Here is a 16,780-nt window from a genome sequence, read left to right as displayed (position 1 = left end):
CTATTTCATTGCCATGTTTTTTATAAAACGGGGTGATCTTGATCAGCTTCTTCAATCTCTCAGGGGGGATTACAGAGTATACGTTCCCCGAAAAATGGGGGACAATACAGGCTACTATCTTTTGGGCGAATCCGATACGGATTACGTGATCGGAGAGATCAGATCTTTCGAACCTCTAAAATCTTTCTTTTTCCTTGGTAGAGAAAAAGTTGCGGATGATTTCAAGCCGGATATTCCACGACATCAAAAACCACCATGCATTGTTGGCGCAAAGGCATGCGATCTGAAAGGTTTCAGAATTCTTGATTTCGTGTTCATCGATGATGAATACGGAGATCCCACTTACATGAAGGCAAGAGAAGAGGGGCTGATAATATCAGCTGACTGCACAAGTGCGGGCGAAACATGCTTCTGCACAGCGATAGGTATCGATCCCTGGCCTGATTCCGAGTTTGATATAAATCTTTCTCCCGTTGATGACGGTTTCATTGTTACTACGGGAAGCAAAAAAGGCCGTAATATTATAGAAAACAATAAGAACCTGTTCAGCGAAGAAACTGAAGCTCAGGTGAAAGTTGTCAAGCAGAACAGGAATAATGTCAAATCAGATGTAGCGAAACAGGCAAAGGCGAAGGGAATTCCTGCAGCTGACAGGCTGCAGCGGATTGTCAATAAGAAGTACGAATCGAATATCTGGGAGGATTCTTCAGAAGGTTGCGTGGAATGCGGAGCCTGCAATACGATATGTCCTACCTGTCACTGTTTTCTTCTGTACGATCAGAAATCCGATGGTAAACTTGCCAGATTCAGAATTTGGGATTCCTGCATGATTAATGATTTTGCCACAGTGGCCGGAGGCGAGAACCCAAGAGCCGGATTATGGATGAGGTTTAGAAACAGATTCGATAAGAAATTTAACTACTTCCCTGAAGTGGCCAAAGAGGTAGGCTGTACGGGGTGCGGCAGATGTATAGCTGCCTGTCCCGGTAAGATAGATATCAGGGAAGTTCTGGCAAGACTGGAAATATGATGAAGAATCCGTACCGCTCCATTGAAACCGAGGTTCTGAAGGTTACACCGGAGACCGATACAATAAAAACCTTCCTCCTTGAACCAAAGGAAGAACTCACTTTCAAACCAGGGCAGTTCATGGAGCTTTCCGTCCCGGGTGTCGGTGAAGCTCCCTTCACTCCATCATCGGATTCAAAGATAACGGAAACAATGGAAATAACCATTGTCAGAGTCGGCAAAGTTACCGATGCAATACACGAACTGAAACCAGGTGATACCGTCGGCCTGAGGGGACCGCTTGGTAAGGGATATCCGCTTACTAAATTCATAGGTCAGGATATACTGGTCATCGGTGGCGGAGTAGGATTAGCACCTATCCGGACTCTTATGTACGGTCTTTTCAACATGAGAAAGCAGCTTACAAACCTTGTATACAGAGGCGGATGCAGAAACCCCAAGGAATTTCTTTACCGTGGACAACTCGAAGAGTGGATGAAACGGGATGACCTCGATATGAGACTCACGGTAGACCAGAGCGATGATTCCTGGGAAGGTCCGGTAGGAGTTGTTACAACTATAATGGATGATATTGACGTTAATTTCGCAAGAGCAAAGGCAATTGTATGCGGCCCTCCGGTAATGATGAAATTTGCCACATTCAAGCTTCAGGAGCTTGGCGTCAGAGACAGGAATATCTACCTATCCATGGAGAAGAACATGTCCTGCGGTTTCGGCAAGTGCGGGCATTGCAGGATAGGGCCCTATTACTGCTGCAAAGACGGTCCCGTTTTCACTTACGATATGATCCGGGATTATCCGGGAATCTGGGAGTAGGATGGTTATGGAGATGAACAAAACAACGTTTGATCAGCTTCATGGTAACATCGATTCCGTAGAGAAAACGAAAAACGAAAAAAGACTTTTTATCGATCTTGACATATGCAATTCTGATCAGTGCGATGAATGTGTCATTAAATGCAGCTATTTCTATCATCCCGTTAACAACGGAATGATTTCCCTCATCGAGCTTGCAACCTATGCGCTTATCTGCAGGGAGTGCGAGGAACCGCATTGCATAAATTCATGCCCCAGGGATGCCCTCGAGAAACTCGAAGACGGGATGCTGGTGAGACACACCGTCAGATGCGTGAACTGCCGTTCCTGCTCACATGCCTGTCCTTACGGAACCATCTACCCGGAGATTGTACCGCACCTGACGAATATCTGTGATTACTGCAAAGACAGAGAAGAATACACCTGTATTCCCACATGTCCCTTCGGAGCGCTTGCGCTTGCTGATAAAAAGAACAGCAAGGGAGATAATATTTTCGAACTGGGAAATCGACTTGTTGTCCATTCGACTCACTGGAACAGGGGCGATGCATGACGTTCGTCTACCTGGTTGTTTTCGGATTCGCAGCTACGGCTCTACTCGGTCTGATAACCAGCTGGATTGACAGAAAAGTTACCGCGAGGGTTCAATACAGGGTAGGCCCTCCATTCCTTCAGCCTTTTTACGATATAGTGAAGCTTCTTGGCAAGGAAACCGTTATACCTGCAGGTGCTTCAAAGGGCGCGTTTCTCATTGCTCCGGTAATTGGAATTTCCGGAGTGATAGTGGTTTCAACTCTGTTATGGGTCAATCAGTTCTTCTCCGAGGGTTTCATGGGTGACTGGATCGTGGCTATGTATCTTCTAACAGTTCCCTCACTCAGTCTTATTCTGGGCGGATTCGCTTCAGGTAATCCTCTTGCCAGTCTGGGAGCTTCGAGGGAAATGAAGCTTGTTATCGCGTATGAGCTTCCCTTTATACTCGTGGCTCTTGTTCCGGTTATCAACGCCCATTCCATTCGTCTTGGTGACATTATCAGTGTCCAGGCAGAGGGAGTATTTGCCGGCAGTATTTCCGGTGTACTGGCTTTGGTAGTTGCCATTCTATGTGTTCAGGCAAAGCTTGCGCTGGTTCCCTTTGACATCCCCGAAGCCGAAACGGAAATTGTGGAGGGCCCGATAGTGGAATACTCAGGCCCCGGGCTTGCCATATTCAAACTGATGAAGAACATGCTTCTATTTGTTCTTCCGTTCTTCCTGATTATTCTCTTCTTCGGAGGGCTCCGATTTGACGGAATAAACATCCTCTGGACCGTTCTTGAATACGTAGGAATAGTAGCTGTTATCACAGTCATCCGAAATACTAACCCCAGGGTTCGGATAGATCAGGCTGTGAGGTTTTTCTGGGGACCGATGACACTTTTAGCTATTGCTGCCGTTGTACTGGCACTTAAAGGTTTATAGAAGGGTGAGGCTACAGCTGTAATGAGCCTGAAACTTAAAGCGCTCCTGAAATCGCCATGGGTGTTTCATCTGTCTACCGGCAGCTGTAACAACTGTGATATTGAAACGCTGGACTGTCTAACCCCCAGATTCGATATTGAACGGTTCGGCATGCTGCTGGTGGGAAGTATAAAACATGCTGATGTTCTGCTCGTTACCGGTTCATGTAACAGGATGTCCGTTGAGAGGTTGAAAGCACTTTACGAACAGGTGCCGCAGCCATGCCTTGTTGTTGCCATTGGAACCTGTGCCGCGTCCAGGGGGATTTTCAAGGACAGTTATAACTGTCCTGTTCCGCTTGATAAAATAATACCGGTTGATGTCTACATACCCGGCTGTCCACCTAAACCGGAAGCGATCATTGCAGGTGTGGTAAAACTGATAGAGAAAGTTGGCAGCGCTAAATGACAAGAGAAGAAGTACTTCTGGATTTCACAAGCCGTTTTAACGAGGATATTCTTGATTTTGAGGATAAATCCAACACTCGCGTATATGTACAGATCAAATCCGAGGCAATTGTAAGAATCGGAACTTATTTATTCAGAAATATTGGTGCCAGATTCAATATTGCATCTGCTACTGACCTGCCTCCGAAAATTGAGATTCTCTACCATTTCATTATTGAAGATATTAATCTGCTTATCTCGCTTCGAGTTTTCCTTGACAGGGAGAAGCCTGAAATTGAATCTCTTGCCAAGGAGATAGAAGCTTTCAACTGGATAGAAAGGGAAATGAATGAGCTTCTTGGCATAACCTTCATCGGTCATCCCGATCCCCGAAGGCTGTTACTTGCCGACAACTGGCCCGAGGGAGTATATCCTCTCAGGCAGGATTACGAGGAGTGGGATGAAAAAGCTGACAGGACGAGGGGGCTGTAATGGGTAAAACGATAATACCCATAGGCCCGTACCATCCCCTTCAGGAAGAACCGGAGTTTTTCACTCTTACCGTTGAGGGCGAGATAGTTGTTGATATAGATATGAGGATGGGGTACAACCACAGGGGCATTGAGAAACTGTCTGAAATGAAAACTTTCGATAACAGCACATTCGTTGTCGAGAGGATATGCGGCATCTGTTCCACAAGCCATCCCTGGGCATTCACAAGAGCTGTCGAAGACATTTTCCCCATGGTAGTATCCATGAGATCGGAGTACATCAGAACAATTATCGCCGAAGGTGAGAGGATCCATTCTCATCTTCTCTGGCTGGGACTTGCAGGGCATTTTCTGGGTTATAACACAGTTTATATGTGGGCCTGGAAACTCCGCGAGGAGATTCTTGATGTCATGGAGATACTCTCAGGCAACAGAAATGCTTACGCCATGTTCAAGCCTGGCGGTGTTCGCAGAGACATAAAAGCGGAGGATATCCCAATATGTCTGAAGAAGATCGATTCCATTCTTCCAACCCTTGATATGCTGAAGAAAGCCGTTCTTGACGACCCTGTCCTCCATGCGAGGCTCAAAGGTGTTGGCGTCATGACCTATCAGGAATCCATAGACTTCAGCGCACTGGGGCCCACATCCAGAGCTTCCGGAGTTGCTCGCGATGTGAGGAAGGATTCCCCTTACGGAGCGTACCAGGAAATGGAATGGGATATGATAGTAACCGAGAACGGTGATGTTTTCGATAAGGCTGTCGTTCGAATTCTCGAGATATTCGAAGCCGCGAAGATAATGAAATACTGTCTCAACAATCTCCCGGATGGCGAAATAGATGCAAAAATTAAAGATGTTCCTCCTGGTGAAGGAATTGGACACATAGAGGCTCCAAGAGGTGAGACCTTCCACTATGTGAAAAGCGATGGAACGAACAGGCCCATTCGGCACAAAGTTCGGGCGCCAACCTTCATGAACCTCCCCACCTATAAGGCAACCATTATAGGTGAAACAATTTCCGATGCTACTATCATTCTTGCCGCGATTGATCCATGTTACTGCTGTACCGAAAGGATAGCTGTTAAGGATGACAATGGCAGATTGCTTTACAACGGGAAGGATCTTGTGCAGCTCAGCCGAGAGAAGACCGAGAAGATGAAACAGAGGATGGGGGGCAGATGAGTCTCAATCTGATAATAGATGCCCTTAAGAATCCGAACGGGTATTTTGCAATTACTCCTTTATCGCTCCTCTGTGCGGCGTTTGCCTCCATGTTCTTCATATTCGCGGTTATTTACTCCCTGAAGTTCATGAAAGGCCGCAAAGGCCTGTGGCGCTACTATGTTTACCTCCTGGCCACTTTCATTGCAACTCTGGGAATACTCTTTTCAACAACGTTCATACTCCTGCTTGTGCTGTGGGGATTCCTCGGGCTGATGCTCTACCTTCTAATCAATTTCGGCAAAAGAGAGGGAACAGCTGAATCGGCCAGGAAATCCCTTATCATCATAGGTGGAACAGATGTTCTTCTCCTTCTGGGAATAGTACTTATCTGGAGAATAGTGGCGGGGGATTCGGGGCTTTCAGGCTTTCTGCACCTTCCATTCGGAAACCTTTCCATTCCACTTGCCAGCAGGGGATCGGTAATAGCATATCTCTGTCTTGCTTCAGCTGCCTTTGCGAAGGCTGGAGCAATGCCATTCCATACATGGTTGCCGGATACAGCAAGAGATGCACCAGTTCCTGTTACGGCCTATCTGCCGGCTTCACTTGATAAATTGCTCGGTATTTATTTCCTTGCAAGGGTTACACTTGACGTATTCCAGATGACCAGTGCAATGAATACCGTTCTCATGGCACTGGGAAGTGTAACAATAGTGGCTGCCGTGATGATGGCGCTTGTACAGCACGATCTCAAAAGGCTTCTTGGCTACCACGCTGTAAGCCAGGTTGGCTACATGGTTCTGGGCATCGGCACAGGTAATCCAGTTGGAATTGCGGGCGCGCTTTTTCATATGTTCAACAATACCATATACAAATCAAGCCTTTTCCTTGCCGGAGGAGAAGTTGAGAGAAGAACGGGCACATCGGATCTTTCGAAGCTGGGTGGTCTGGTTAAGGCCATGCCACTGGTTTTTGTGGCGTTCCTTATAGCTTCACTGTCAATATCCGGGGTACCACCATTCAACGGATTTGCTTCCAAATGGATGCTGTACCAGGGGATAATTCTTTCCGGAGGGAGTGGTGGCTGGTGGATCCTATGGCTGGTAGCGGCAATGCTGGGAAGCGCACTCACACTTGCCAGCTTCATGAAGCTTGTGCATACGGTCTTCCTCGGGCAGCCATCCAAGATATCGAAGGAAGTAATTGAGAAGAAGGAGAGAAGCGGATTCTCTACGTTGCTGCCTTTAACTGTCCTGTCTTTGCTTTGTATCGGCCTTGGAGTATTCGCCTGGAAGATTCCGTTCAGGGAGTATTTCAAGCCAGAGGTGGCGGGACAGATTGATTTTCCTGGTATATGGCAGTCAGGACTTGCCACACTGATGATTATAGCCGGACTGGTAATTGGATATCTGATATATCTTGCAGGCACGATAAAGAAGGCGAGAATCGTAGCGCCATTCGCAGGTGGTGAAACACTTGAGGAAAACCCCAATATGCGGGTATCCGGAGTAAATTTCTACAAGACTATTAAAGATATAGGTATTCTTAAGGCTATATACAGGCTTGCCGACAAGAAGCTGTTCGACCTGTACGAAGTGGCAAAAAAGATAGTTGCTGGTTTTGGTATAGTATTCTCTTTCATGCACAACGGCATTCTGTCCAGATATTTCCTCTGGTTTATCATTGGGCTTGTGGTACTGTGCATTGTGCTGATCTGATTGGGCTGAGAATATGATTGAATTATATGTACTTCTGGGCCTGATGATAGCTGGAGCGATAATAGCTATAGAGGTGAAGAACCTTCTGTCAGCCGTTGTGGCCGTGGGTATCGTAGGACTCGGACTCTCTATCATTTTCCTTCTGCTGAAAGCACCGGATGTGGCAATTACACAGATTGTGGTTGAAATTGCAGCTGTGATACTCCTGATAAGAGCAACACTTAATAGGGATACCGCCCAAAAATACTGTGGAAGCAGGCCCTTCGGAGCCCTTATGGGAGTTCTTTTCCTGGGTCTTGCAGTCGTTGCGGCACTTGCAACGTTCAGCAGCGGGCTTTCTCCATTTGGAGAACCTCTGATGACTGTCTCACGGTTCTATCCCATTGATGCCATCTCCGGAACAGGGGCTATGAATGTTGTTACCTCGGTAATTCTTGATTATCGAGCGTTCGACACCCTTGGAGAGGCTACTGTACTATTTACCGCCGTAATTGGTGTATTAACCGTTATGCGAAGCGTTGGTAAGAAAAAAGAGGAAGATTTGCGGGAGAACAATGAGTAAAGAACGCGAACATGGAATGTCTGTTATTGTCAAGACGGTAACCAGGCTTACCGTTGGTTTGATATTCCTCTACGGAATTTACATCATTCTGCACGGTCATCTCACACCGGGTGGTGGTTTCGCAGGCGGGGTAATAATGGCGCTCTCTTTTATCAACCTTGATCTGGCCTTCGGAGGCAGTGTTTCAGCGAAGATATTTTCAAAGGGAAGCACCGGCGTGGTTGAAGCACTGGGAGCGGTCATGTTCCTGGCGCTGGCTCTTATCGGGCTGCAATACGGAGGGTTCTTCGATAACTTCCTTCATCCGGATGGAGAACCGGGACAGCTTGTAAGCGCAGGAATCATACCACTTGAGAATATCGCCATCAGCCTAAAGGTTGGTGCCGGTCTGTTCAGTATTTTCCTTACTTTGATAATCCTGCAGAAATTTGAATCGGAGAAAAAGTGATGAATGCGTACATGCCCTACATACTCTGCCTGATACTATTCTGCATTGGTATCTACGCAATACTTTCAAAAAAGAATATTATCAAGATCATACTGGGAGTAGTGATCGCGGAGTACGCTGTGAATCTTTTTCTTGTTCTTGTTGCCTATAAAGCCGGAGGAAGAGCTGCAATATTTTCCGAAACACAGGTTGTTCTCCCTGAATCGATGGTCGATCCGCTTCCACATGCACTTGTTCTTACATCCATAGTGATAGGGCTCGCCACAACAGCTTTCCTTATCGCTTTAGCTATAAGACTGTACGGTAAATACGGAACCTTCGACATAACCAGGATGCGGGAGTTAAGAGGATGATAAGCGAAAGCATAATACCGCTTTTTGTAGCGATCCCACTTGCGGGAGCTTTCCTGACTGCTCTTTTTAAGAGGATAAAGGGAATTCCCGATATACTTGGGGTTATAGCTTCCGCAGGTACTTTTGTACTCTCCATCCTTTTCATACTGAAGATGGAGTTTGGACAAAGGTTAATCTGCAACGTAGGTAACTGGGGCGGATTCCAGGAGGTGCTGGGCAGAATAGTCGGCATTCAGCTGGTAATGGACGGACTCACTTTATTCATGCTTATAACAGTCAACTTCATTGCGTTCCTTGTGGCTGTATACTCAGTTAATTACATGACGAGGTACACTGAGAAATGGCAGTTCTATTGCCTCTTCCTCCTGATGCTTGCCGGGATGAACGGTGTCCTGATAACCGGTGACATATTCAACCTCTTCGTATTCGTCGAAGTAGCTTCCCTTGCAAGTTATGCACTGGTAGCATTCGGTACCGAAAAGCGTGAGCTTGAAGCTTCATTCAAATACGCTGTAATGGGCGGTGTAGCCTCACTTCTGATACTGCTCGGAGTAGTATTCCTCTACAGTTATACAGGCACATTGAATATGGCCAACATGACTCAGATCATAGCAGGCTCGGAAAATCCCGCAGTAATGTATTTGGTTTTTGCACTCCTGTTGACGGGTTTCGGACTTAAAGCTGCCATGGTTCCATTCCATGCGTGGCTTCCGGATGCTCATCCCTCCGCTCCGGCTCCGATCTCGGCAATGCTCTCCGGCGTACTTATCAAAGCTCTGGGAGTATACGCAATCGCCAGAGTGTTCTTCACTATCTTCGGAGGTCCATCTGAGATTAAAATCATCCTGATGACTCTTGGGGCGATATCCATGGGGGTAGGCGCTCTTGTGGCTCTCCGGCAATGGGATATGAAGAGGCTGCTTGCTTACAGTTCCATAAGTCAGGTCGGATATATTATGCTGGGTCTTGGTATCGGTACACCTCTTGGAATAATGGGAGCCCTTTTCCACCTGTTCAACCATTCAGTTTTCAAATCCCTTCTATTCCTCGATTCCGGAGCCGTTGAATACGTTACGGGAACCAGGAATATGAAGGAAATGGGTGGACTTTCTAAAAAGCTTCCGGTTACAAGCGGATCTACACTCGCAGGGGCTATGTCACTAGCAGGTATTCCACCCTTTGCGGGTTTCTGGAGCAAACTGATTATCATTATTGCCGCTGTTCAGGCGAATCACATGAAACTTGCCGCCTGGGCCGTTCTAATGAGCATTGTTACAATTGCCTACGTTCTAAAGGTTACAAGGTTCGTATTCCTTGGCGCCCTCAAAGATAAATTCATGAATGTTAAAGAAGTACCGGCGTTAATGCGGATTTCATTGATACTGCTTGCCCTGGTCTGTATATTCGGCGGATTACTTCTTATTCCTGATATAAGGGAAAACTTCCTGTCGCCCGCGGTCAAAGTGCTTTCCGGAATGGGCGGGGTGTAGACCATGAAAAGCAGAATGCTGATGTTCATATTCGCTTTCGCAGTATGGTGCATTCTCTGCTGGGTACCAGATACTCAGCATCTGATAGCAGGAGCCGTTGTATCACTGATAGTTGCCGCCATTATGGGTTCGATGTTCGTTACAAGGCCGCACATGTTCTTCAACCCGATTCGGGTATTCTATTTCCTGTTCTGGTACATTCCCGTATTCATATGGGAGCTGATAAGGGCCAATTTTGATGTCGCGTACCGTGTCATTCATCCATCAATGCCAATAAAGCCTGGTATAGTAAGGCTCAAAACAGAACTGAAATCTGACACGGGACTGACTTTCCTGGCTAATTCAATAACACTGACTCCGGGTACACTTACAGTCGACATAGATCAGGACAAAGGCATTCTCTACATTCACTGGATTAATGTTGTGGGTTCCGATCCGGAAACAACGTACAGGGAGATTGGAAGCCGATTTGAACCGATGCTCAAGAAGATTTTCGAAGAAGATGCGGTAAAAAAATGAAGTTTGCGAGATGGGTTGCAGGCACAATAGTGCTACTGGGGATTATTGCCCTTATTATCGTGCTTCCATTCAAAAGTGTATTTTTCGCTCAGAGCGCCGTATATACCAATTTCACAGGAAGGATAGTATACGTACTGATCCTTTCCTCGCTCATGGTTCTGTTCAGGGTTCTCAGAGGGCCTACAGCCCCCGACAGGATCGTTGCAATTGATATCTTCGGTATACTGATCGTCGGCCTCTGCGCTGTACTCAGCATAGCTACAGGCCGTTCATGGTACATCGACATTGGTATCGCCTGGGGGCTTCAGAGCTTCATCGGCACATTGGCCCTTGCCAAGTATCTGGAGGGAAGAAGCTTCGATGATTGATATAATAGGAATGTTATTTATTGGAATAGGTGTGGCATTCGATGTCCTTGGTTGCCTTGGTCTTGTAAGGCTTCCGGATGTTTACAACAGGCTTCAGGCTGCCACCAAATGCGTGACACTGGGAACATGCAGCATTCTGTTCGGAACGTTCCTGATGTCCGGCGGGTTTACACCAACGGGTTTCAAGGCTCTTCTGGCAATAGTATTCCTGGTTCTAGCGTCACCTGTGGCTGCACATGCCATTTCGCGCGGAGCTCACAGAGCCGGAATCAAGCTCTGGGACAAGAGCATCATAGACTGTTATGCGGAAGACAAAGAAGGAGAAAAAATAGATTAACGAACCGTGAAGCGATTCGTTACGGATGGAAATATGAAATATCCAAAGCTCAGAGAAATTATAGAAGCGATTAAAGCGGTAATCAAGGGGCCTTACACGTCGAAGTTCCCGGCGGAACCGCATGTTCCCCATCCCAATTTCAGGGGACAGCCGGTCTTCGATCAGGATAAGTGTCTCGGATGTCTGGCGTGCGAGGAAGCATGCCCGTCAACCGCAATATCACATGAGGATATTATTGAGGGCGATGGAGTTCCGAAAAGGGTCATGATTCACCATACGGATGACTGTATTTTCTGTGGTGTCTGTGTTGATGCATGTATAAGAGAAACCGGTGATACCGGAATAGTACAGACTAACGAATGGGAACTCTCATACTTCGACAGAAGTAAAGCTTTTGAAACCATAGAGAAAGAACTGCAGATCTGCGAGGTATGCGGTAATCCCATCGCCACAAAGGATCATCTGATATGGATTTCCGAAAAACTTGGAGAACTCTCGTTCTCCAACCCAACGCTTTACCTCGTAAGGTTAAGAGAACTCGGTCTTGCCGATGATAACCTTCAGGCTGTACTGAAGGACAATGGGCGCTCCGACAGGGTGAAGATCCTCTGTGCCGAATGCAGGCGCACAACCACCTTCTATGGGGGCCGGACTTAACTAACGACACTTGCAGAATCTCACTTCATCAATTAAATGTTATACACTTATATTAACACCTGGATTCATGCAAAAACGGAATAATGTGATGAACGAACAATTGCGGATGCTTGAAGACAGACTGAGTTCTCTGCTGCTGGGCAGAGTAGTTTTCATGGGTATCGGCAATATCCTCAGGGGGGATGACGGCATCGGCCCCGAACTGGTGTCAAGACTGTCTGAAAAGGGTCTATGTACTGTCGATGCGGGAACGGTTCCGGAAAACCATATACGTTCGGTCACCAGGTTTGATCCGGATACAGTGATTATCGTTGACGCTGTTCACCTGGACAGAGAACCAGGGGCTGTCGAACTGCTAGACAGAAACGATATTAAAGGCGAAACCGGCTTTACAACACACTCGCTCTCACCAGTACTGGTCATGGAAAGGCTGGAGGAGGAGACTGGAGCAGGAATATTCCTGCTTGCGATTCAGCCTGGAAGCATCGAATTCGGCGCGCCACTATCTCCCGCGGTCGCCTATATGCTGGAAGCGCTGACAGACCTGCTGTCAGTAACGGAATCTACCTCTTGATATATGGTAACCTCATAAGTGTTATAGCCGTTCACACTCGATAAGCTTCTCCTGTCCTTAATGGAATAACATCAATATCGGTTTATTTCCACTACACTGACTAACAATCCCGTTCTACTTTATTTCTTCGCAGCATGTTTATCCAGAAAACACAGAATTGTCTTCATGATTTCGATCTGTGTGGAATTCTCGCTGAAGTAGTGATCCTCATCCTTATAGATTTCCAGACTGCATTCCTTGCCATTTCTTTCCATTTGATCCCTTAGTCGTTTGGCCTGGCTGAGAGGAACACGTTCATCCTTGGCTCCATGAAGTATCAGCAATGGTGCTGTGATCTCGGAGCAATGAGTCATTGGAGATCGATCTCGATAGAATTCAGGATTCTCTTCTGGATTGCCGATCTGATTTTCTAACCACTCTCTCACCCAACCACTGGTACTGCTGTGGAATGTCTTAAGGTCGATGAAGCCGAAGAGGTTAACTCCAGCCGCCCAGAGTCCAGGAGCTCTGGCCATTGCCATCAGCATCAGGTAACCTCCGTAACTGCCTCCCAGGAGAGCTATACTGTCCGGATCAGCCTGCCCGGTAGTCTTAAGCCATTCAGCTGCGGCAATTACATCCTCCATATCTCCGCCACCCCAGTCACCGATGCTTCTCTCCTCGAATGCCTTTCCGTATCCGGTACTCCCCCTAAAGTCTGGGGCAAGAACCAAATACCCGTGATTAACCAGTAGCTGAATCCTGGGGTGCCACCAATTAAAAGTCTGGTAGTTGGGTCCTCCATGAAGTCTGACAATCGCTGGAGGAAGTGTATCGTTCGGTTCACATATCGGTCTGAAAAGTAGCGCAGATATCTCCAACCCATCGAAAGAGGAATAAGTGACCTCTTCCGGTGTTACCAGTACTTCTTCATCGATGGAATCAGGCAAACCAAAGGTCAGTTGCAGTAACTCATTTGTATTCAGATCAATTGACCAAAGGTTAAAAGGATTCAGCGGGCCCTCGTGAGTAAAAACTAGTGATTTGCAATCAGATGTGAACTCCATGTCTGAACACAAACCTGCAGTTGGTCCAACAAGTTGCATCTCACCGCTTTTCACATCTGTTATGGTGATTCTTCGACTCCCATTCATGTCAACCTGACAAGCTAGTTTGGACCCATCCGGTGACCAGACCGGATTCCAGTAATTCCTTTCCCCCGTGGTCACCCATCTTATCTCATCTTTATGTAAATCCAGAATTCCGATATGGTAGCTACCGCTAACGTTTGAAGCAAATGCAATAGTCTTTCCGTCTGGTGACCATTTACCCCAACCGTTACGTTTTGCTTCCGGTCCGATTACACGCAGCTCTTTTCCATCCCGGTTAATCATTCTCATCTCATATTGGCTAAGTGGTCCCTGACCAATACTTCTGTAAAAGAGTAATCTGGATCCATCCGGAGACCACTGTGGATACTGATCCATCTCCGAGCCCGAGGTAAGACGAAGCAGATTTTTACCGTCAGCATCTATTGTGAAGATATCTATTGAGCTTTTATAGTTTGAACAGAATACAAGATGCTTGCCGTCATGTGACCAGGAAGAAGACCAAATGCTGCCCTCTTCCAGTTCAAGCAGTGTGTTTACAGTTCCATCAAATGGGTTGATCGTGCAAAGATCGCAACCTTTACCATCTTTCTCTGAATGTGCAAATGCTATCAGATCATTGTTTGATGACCAAGTAAGTGAAGTCTTGGAGCCAGGACATTCAGTCAGTTGTTCTGGTTCGAATTCTTTTATTTCCGCAAGGAATATTTGGGAAATACCTTTGGTCGTTCTGGAGAAAGCGACTGACTTACCATCGGGTGAAAGCGAGAAATCTCTAACAGTCTTTACTTCGCTAATGAGTTCCTCAGAAGTGAGCTGATGTGATCTCATGCCTTGCTTTCTCCCTTTCAATTTGTGCCTATCCTTTTGTATAACGCTCAGAATAGCCAATGCATTGATCCGGATAGCTGTATTCTCTTGCTTTGCATCTCGCTATTCTGTCTTTTGCCATTCTCTTGGTTTCTTCCGTTACGATCCATGGATTGGCCATCCAACACCAATCGCCATCAAGCCAGACACTTCCGACAAGCAGTCGCTGCAGTTCTCTACAGGTAGTTGTCTTACCGATACCGGGAGCGTCGTTGACTATGACGAGTTTCTTTTTCATGACATCATTTCATCAAGCATAACACTTAAATCACTAGCAGCAACAACAAATTGAGGTAAAATCGGAGTAGATTGTTGTCCGTGTGGATATTTTTATACTATTTCTCCTTGTATGCAAAAGCAATCATTACTTGGTTTCCGGATACAGAATGAGAAGCACTCATTTCATCCCCATAGCATTTGAGTATTTTAAATCCAGCTTTTTCAAGTTCATCCTTGTGCTCTCCGAGAGACCTTCTGCCGTTCATATCAGGAGGCATGTGCGCTGGAAAACTTACCTGAATTTTTTCTCCATTTGGCAGTTCAAATTTATTTTTTAGTTCTGGAATATTCCATTCTTTTGCTTCCTCAAATACGACTTCCTCAATGGGATTGAGTATATCCTTATCAGAGCTTTCATTGTGGAGGAATAGATATCCTCCTGGTTTTAAGACGCGATAACACTCGGACAAGTGTTTGTCACGAAGATGCTGTTCTCCCACAACGTGCAAAGTCCATATATTTATCGCAAAATCAAAACTCTCAGAGCTAAGATTCGTAGCAAACATGTCGCCTACAATAAATTCTACTATTTCCCCTTTATTTTGGGCTAATTCTTTTGCTTTTTCTATTACAGTCGGTGAAATATCTATTCCTGTCATTTGAAAGCCCTGCTCGGAAATAGTAATGGTATTAATGCCTGTTCCGCATCCAAATTCAATCCCGGAAACCTCCGGAACAAGGTTTACTGTTGATACAAACTCGTTCCAGGCACTGAGTATATGGCTGTTCATTTGTTTTTGCCTAAAAACTGATCCACTACCTAATATTTTCCTATAGCGTGTTTCGTGAACACGATAATAGTAATCTTTCGGAACTCTTACGACACGTTTGCTTCTATTACTTTTCACATTTCTCCTTAGCGCTTCGAATGAGTTGCCCTGCATTACCCAATTTAACTAAGCCGGTCAGCTCTATTCGATTGATCTCCTGTTCCATTTTTTTTCGCAGTGTCTTCCTAGGTAAAGAGAAAGCAGATCTTCTTCACTTGAGTATACCTTATGACCATTCGGATTGCCGTACTGCCTGGCGAGTTCCGAAGGCGACTCATGCACAAGATACTTCAGCCCCAGGGTTCCATCGTTCACGAACCGATTAATGATTGTTACTACATTGTCTCGCTTGAGATTCCCGAGGCACCACCAGTCCTCTAGTGTTCCAATATTCGAGAAGACGTCCCAATTGCTTTGCACGAAGAACCAAAGAGCTTCGGGAAGAGTACTCTGGGTTTTCAAGTATTCGCTATTGACAATATCGGAGAATAAGGCTTCCTCGCTTTGCCAGAGCACTTCTCTTGAGAAGTATTTTCTTGTCGACTCTAGAATGACTTCCGGGAGATTGATCAGCTGTTCTATCGTAGGTCTGAGATCCTCAATTTTCCGAGCTTCATGATCCGGTCCCGGTAGATGAATGAATAACAGAAACTCATCACCAAGTTTTCGAACCCGTTCTCGCAGCTTGAGCTTGTCGATCAGAGCGAGTAATTCGTTCAGCTCAGGAAGGAGTTTCGTGGTCAAGATAATCTGCCATCGCGGCTTCATACCAGCGTCGAGTAATCGCTCGCTGGCAATAAGTGCATCGTCAAATGCTCCCTTGCGGCGATGAAACCAGTCGTTCGTTACCCGTAACCCGAAAAATGATATTTGGCACACATCGGGTCCAACAGATTTGGCCCACCTGGCATAGGAATCATCCCTCGCAAGTCGCCAGATGCTGAGTAGTTCATATCGATCAGGGATTCCGTCTCCCAGTTCTGCTTCAAGATCGTAGAGTTTACGATAATCATCACGCAGGTCTGGTTCACGAAAGGATGTCGCGACCGATAATCTATTTATTGACGTATCCTCTCTAGCAATGAAATCGCGGAACAAAGAGGTGCCCCAGCGAACGTCTTGTTCAGAAAGCGTGTAGTTGTTAGCGGGTCCGAGCCAGCAATGCCGGCATCGATTCGGACAACCTTGCATGTCGAAAGCTAAGCCAATTTGATTTATGTCAATTTTCGGCATCGGATTTCCGTATTTATCCTTCCAAGAGATAACGATTTAGCTCAAAGACGGCAATGGAGCGAATCCGCTGCATTCATTTGAGTGAATTAAATCTCGCTGCTATTTCCAGAGCATCATGAATCCAT

21 protein-coding genes are annotated in these 16,780 nt (G+C 46.3%); 17 read left to right on the top strand and 4 right to left on the bottom strand.

The genetic code is table 11. From position 1 onward, the window contains the following. Nucleotides 1–13: 13 nt before the first annotated feature. From K8S15_06040 to K8S15_05960, 17 genes are all read left to right on the top strand, one after another. Nucleotides 14–1,030 carry a 4Fe-4S dicluster domain-containing protein gene (locus tag K8S15_06040; protein ID MCD4775598.1) on the top strand — a complete coding sequence of 339 codons (1,017 nt, stop codon included), beginning with the start codon at nucleotides 14–16 and terminating at the stop codon, nucleotides 1,028–1,030. Then, a complete protein-coding gene (locus K8S15_06035; GenBank protein MCD4775597.1) occupies nucleotides 1,027–1,845 on the top strand; it encodes an FAD/NAD(P)-binding protein in 819 nt (272 codons plus the stop codon). Before K8S15_06040 ends, K8S15_06035 begins: the two co-directional genes overlap by 4 nt. Before the next feature lie 7 nt (nucleotides 1,846–1,852). Continuing rightward, a complete protein-coding gene (locus K8S15_06030; GenBank protein MCD4775596.1) occupies nucleotides 1,853–2,398 on the top strand; it encodes a hypothetical protein in 546 nt (181 codons plus the stop codon). Beyond that, complete coding sequence (locus K8S15_06025; GenBank protein MCD4775595.1) at nucleotides 2,395–3,306, top strand: NADH-quinone oxidoreductase subunit H; 912 nt, start codon at nucleotides 2,395–2,397, stop codon at nucleotides 3,304–3,306. Before K8S15_06030 ends, K8S15_06025 begins: the two co-directional genes overlap by 4 nt. 21 nt (nucleotides 3,307–3,327) lie before the next feature. Continuing rightward, nucleotides 3,328–3,753, top strand: coding sequence for an NADH-quinone oxidoreductase subunit NuoB (gene nuoB / locus K8S15_06020; GenBank protein MCD4775594.1), 426 nt, complete (start codon nucleotides 3,328–3,330; stop codon nucleotides 3,751–3,753). Further along, nucleotides 3,750–4,223 (top strand): NADH-quinone oxidoreductase subunit C, encoded by a 474-nt coding sequence (locus K8S15_06015; protein ID MCD4775593.1) that lies wholly within the window; start codon nucleotides 3,750–3,752, stop codon nucleotides 4,221–4,223. Before nuoB ends, K8S15_06015 begins: the two co-directional genes overlap by 4 nt. After that, nucleotides 4,223–5,407 carry a nickel-dependent hydrogenase large subunit gene (locus K8S15_06010; GenBank protein MCD4775592.1) on the top strand — a complete coding sequence of 395 codons (1,185 nt, stop codon included), beginning with the start codon at nucleotides 4,223–4,225 and terminating at the stop codon, nucleotides 5,405–5,407. Before K8S15_06015 ends, K8S15_06010 begins: the two co-directional genes overlap by 1 nt. Continuing rightward, complete coding sequence (locus K8S15_06005) at nucleotides 5,404–7,107, top strand: hypothetical protein (GenBank protein MCD4775591.1); 1,704 nt, start codon at nucleotides 5,404–5,406, stop codon at nucleotides 7,105–7,107. The genes K8S15_06010 and K8S15_06005 overlap by 4 nt, the downstream gene beginning before the upstream one ends. Before the next feature lie 13 nt (nucleotides 7,108–7,120). Then, nucleotides 7,121–7,669 carry a DUF4040 domain-containing protein gene (locus K8S15_06000; protein MCD4775590.1) on the top strand — a complete coding sequence of 183 codons (549 nt, stop codon included), beginning with the start codon at nucleotides 7,121–7,123 and terminating at the stop codon, nucleotides 7,667–7,669. Continuing rightward, a complete protein-coding gene (locus K8S15_05995) occupies nucleotides 7,662–8,117 on the top strand; it encodes a hypothetical protein (GenBank protein ID MCD4775589.1) in 456 nt (151 codons plus the stop codon). Before K8S15_06000 ends, K8S15_05995 begins: the two co-directional genes overlap by 8 nt. Then, a complete protein-coding gene (locus K8S15_05990; GenBank protein MCD4775588.1) occupies nucleotides 8,117–8,470 on the top strand; it encodes a sodium:proton antiporter in 354 nt (117 codons plus the stop codon). The genes K8S15_05995 and K8S15_05990 overlap by 1 nt, the downstream gene beginning before the upstream one ends. Beyond that, on the top strand, nucleotides 8,467–9,960 hold the full coding sequence (locus tag K8S15_05985) for a monovalent cation/H+ antiporter subunit D family protein (protein ID MCD4775587.1): 1,494 nt from the start codon (nucleotides 8,467–8,469) through the stop codon (nucleotides 9,958–9,960). The genes K8S15_05990 and K8S15_05985 overlap by 4 nt, the downstream gene beginning before the upstream one ends. 3 nt (nucleotides 9,961–9,963) lie before the next feature. Next, complete coding sequence (locus tag K8S15_05980) at nucleotides 9,964–10,479, top strand: Na+/H+ antiporter subunit E (protein ID MCD4775586.1); 516 nt, start codon at nucleotides 9,964–9,966, stop codon at nucleotides 10,477–10,479. Continuing rightward, nucleotides 10,476–10,847, top strand: coding sequence for a cation:proton antiporter (locus K8S15_05975; GenBank protein MCD4775585.1), 372 nt, complete (start codon nucleotides 10,476–10,478; stop codon nucleotides 10,845–10,847). Before K8S15_05980 ends, K8S15_05975 begins: the two co-directional genes overlap by 4 nt. Further along, on the top strand, nucleotides 10,840–11,184 hold the full coding sequence (gene mnhG / locus K8S15_05970; protein MCD4775584.1) for a monovalent cation/H(+) antiporter subunit G: 345 nt from the start codon (nucleotides 10,840–10,842) through the stop codon (nucleotides 11,182–11,184). The genes K8S15_05975 and mnhG overlap by 8 nt, the downstream gene beginning before the upstream one ends. A gap of 33 nt (nucleotides 11,185–11,217) precedes the next feature. Further along, nucleotides 11,218–11,841, top strand: coding sequence for a 4Fe-4S dicluster domain-containing protein (locus tag K8S15_05965; GenBank protein MCD4775583.1), 624 nt, complete (start codon nucleotides 11,218–11,220; stop codon nucleotides 11,839–11,841). Nucleotides 11,842–11,929: 88 nt separating this feature from the next. Then, a complete protein-coding gene (locus K8S15_05960) occupies nucleotides 11,930–12,415 on the top strand; it encodes a hydrogenase 3 maturation endopeptidase HyCI (protein ID MCD4775582.1) in 486 nt (161 codons plus the stop codon). Nucleotides 12,416–12,534: 119 nt separating this feature from the next. Here the strand turns inward: K8S15_05960 and K8S15_05955 are convergent, their stop codons facing one another. From K8S15_05955 to K8S15_05940, 4 genes are all read right to left on the bottom strand, one after another. Further along, nucleotides 12,535–14,334, bottom strand: a complete 1,800-nt coding sequence (locus tag K8S15_05955; GenBank protein MCD4775581.1) for a S9 family peptidase — start codon at nucleotides 14,332–14,334, stop codon at nucleotides 12,535–12,537. 28 nt (nucleotides 14,335–14,362) lie between these two features. Further along, nucleotides 14,363–14,611 (bottom strand): AAA family ATPase, encoded by a 249-nt coding sequence (locus K8S15_05950; GenBank protein ID MCD4775580.1) that lies wholly within the window; start codon nucleotides 14,609–14,611, stop codon nucleotides 14,363–14,365. Nucleotides 14,612–14,708: 97 nt separating this feature from the next. Next, complete coding sequence (locus tag K8S15_05945) at nucleotides 14,709–15,500, bottom strand: class I SAM-dependent methyltransferase (GenBank protein ID MCD4775579.1); 792 nt, start codon at nucleotides 15,498–15,500, stop codon at nucleotides 14,709–14,711. Between the two features lie 63 nt (nucleotides 15,501–15,563). After that, nucleotides 15,564–16,655, bottom strand: coding sequence for a hypothetical protein (locus K8S15_05940; protein ID MCD4775578.1), 1,092 nt, complete (start codon nucleotides 16,653–16,655; stop codon nucleotides 15,564–15,566). Nucleotides 16,656–16,780 lie beyond the last annotated feature (125 nt).

Source organism: Candidatus Aegiribacteria sp., assembly GCA_021108005.1.
GTDB lineage: Bacteria > Fermentibacterota > Fermentibacteria > Fermentibacterales > JCC-6 > Aegiribacteria.
This window is presented reverse-complemented; position numbering and strand designations above follow the sequence as displayed.

Coding starts and splice junctions, on each gene's coding strand:
- nuoB (MCD4775594.1), top strand. CDS start 3,328: ATGAGCCTGAAACTTAAAGCGCTCCTGAAATCGCCATGGGTGTTTCAT.
- K8S15_05960 (MCD4775582.1), top strand. CDS start 11,930: ATGAACGAACAATTGCGGATGCTTGAAGACAGACTGAGTTCTCTGCTG.
- K8S15_06030 (MCD4775596.1), top strand. CDS start 1,853: ATGGAGATGAACAAAACAACGTTTGATCAGCTTCATGGTAACATCGAT.
- K8S15_06015 (MCD4775593.1), top strand. CDS start 3,750: ATGACAAGAGAAGAAGTACTTCTGGATTTCACAAGCCGTTTTAACGAG.
- K8S15_05995 (MCD4775589.1), top strand. CDS start 7,662: ATGAGTAAAGAACGCGAACATGGAATGTCTGTTATTGTCAAGACGGTA.
- K8S15_05940 (MCD4775578.1), bottom strand. CDS start 16,655: ATGCCGAAAATTGACATAAATCAAATTGGCTTAGCTTTCGACATGCAA.
- K8S15_05965 (MCD4775583.1), top strand. CDS start 11,218: ATGAAATATCCAAAGCTCAGAGAAATTATAGAAGCGATTAAAGCGGTA.
- K8S15_06005 (MCD4775591.1), top strand. CDS start 5,404: ATGAGTCTCAATCTGATAATAGATGCCCTTAAGAATCCGAACGGGTAT.
- K8S15_05975 (MCD4775585.1), top strand. CDS start 10,476: ATGAAGTTTGCGAGATGGGTTGCAGGCACAATAGTGCTACTGGGGATT.
- K8S15_05955 (MCD4775581.1), bottom strand. CDS start 14,334: ATGAGATCACATCAGCTCACTTCTGAGGAACTCATTAGCGAAGTAAAG.
- K8S15_05950 (MCD4775580.1), bottom strand. CDS start 14,611: ATGAAAAAGAAACTCGTCATAGTCAACGACGCTCCCGGTATCGGTAAG.
- K8S15_06010 (MCD4775592.1), top strand. CDS start 4,223: ATGGGTAAAACGATAATACCCATAGGCCCGTACCATCCCCTTCAGGAA.
- K8S15_05990 (MCD4775588.1), top strand. CDS start 8,117: ATGAATGCGTACATGCCCTACATACTCTGCCTGATACTATTCTGCATT.
- K8S15_06000 (MCD4775590.1), top strand. CDS start 7,121: ATGATTGAATTATATGTACTTCTGGGCCTGATGATAGCTGGAGCGATA.
- K8S15_05980 (MCD4775586.1), top strand. CDS start 9,964: ATGAAAAGCAGAATGCTGATGTTCATATTCGCTTTCGCAGTATGGTGC.
- K8S15_06035 (MCD4775597.1), top strand. CDS start 1,027: ATGATGAAGAATCCGTACCGCTCCATTGAAACCGAGGTTCTGAAGGTT.
- mnhG (MCD4775584.1), top strand. CDS start 10,840: ATGATTGATATAATAGGAATGTTATTTATTGGAATAGGTGTGGCATTC.
- K8S15_06040 (MCD4775598.1), top strand. CDS start 14: ATGTTTTTTATAAAACGGGGTGATCTTGATCAGCTTCTTCAATCTCTC.
- K8S15_06025 (MCD4775595.1), top strand. CDS start 2,395: ATGACGTTCGTCTACCTGGTTGTTTTCGGATTCGCAGCTACGGCTCTA.
- K8S15_05985 (MCD4775587.1), top strand. CDS start 8,467: ATGATAAGCGAAAGCATAATACCGCTTTTTGTAGCGATCCCACTTGCG.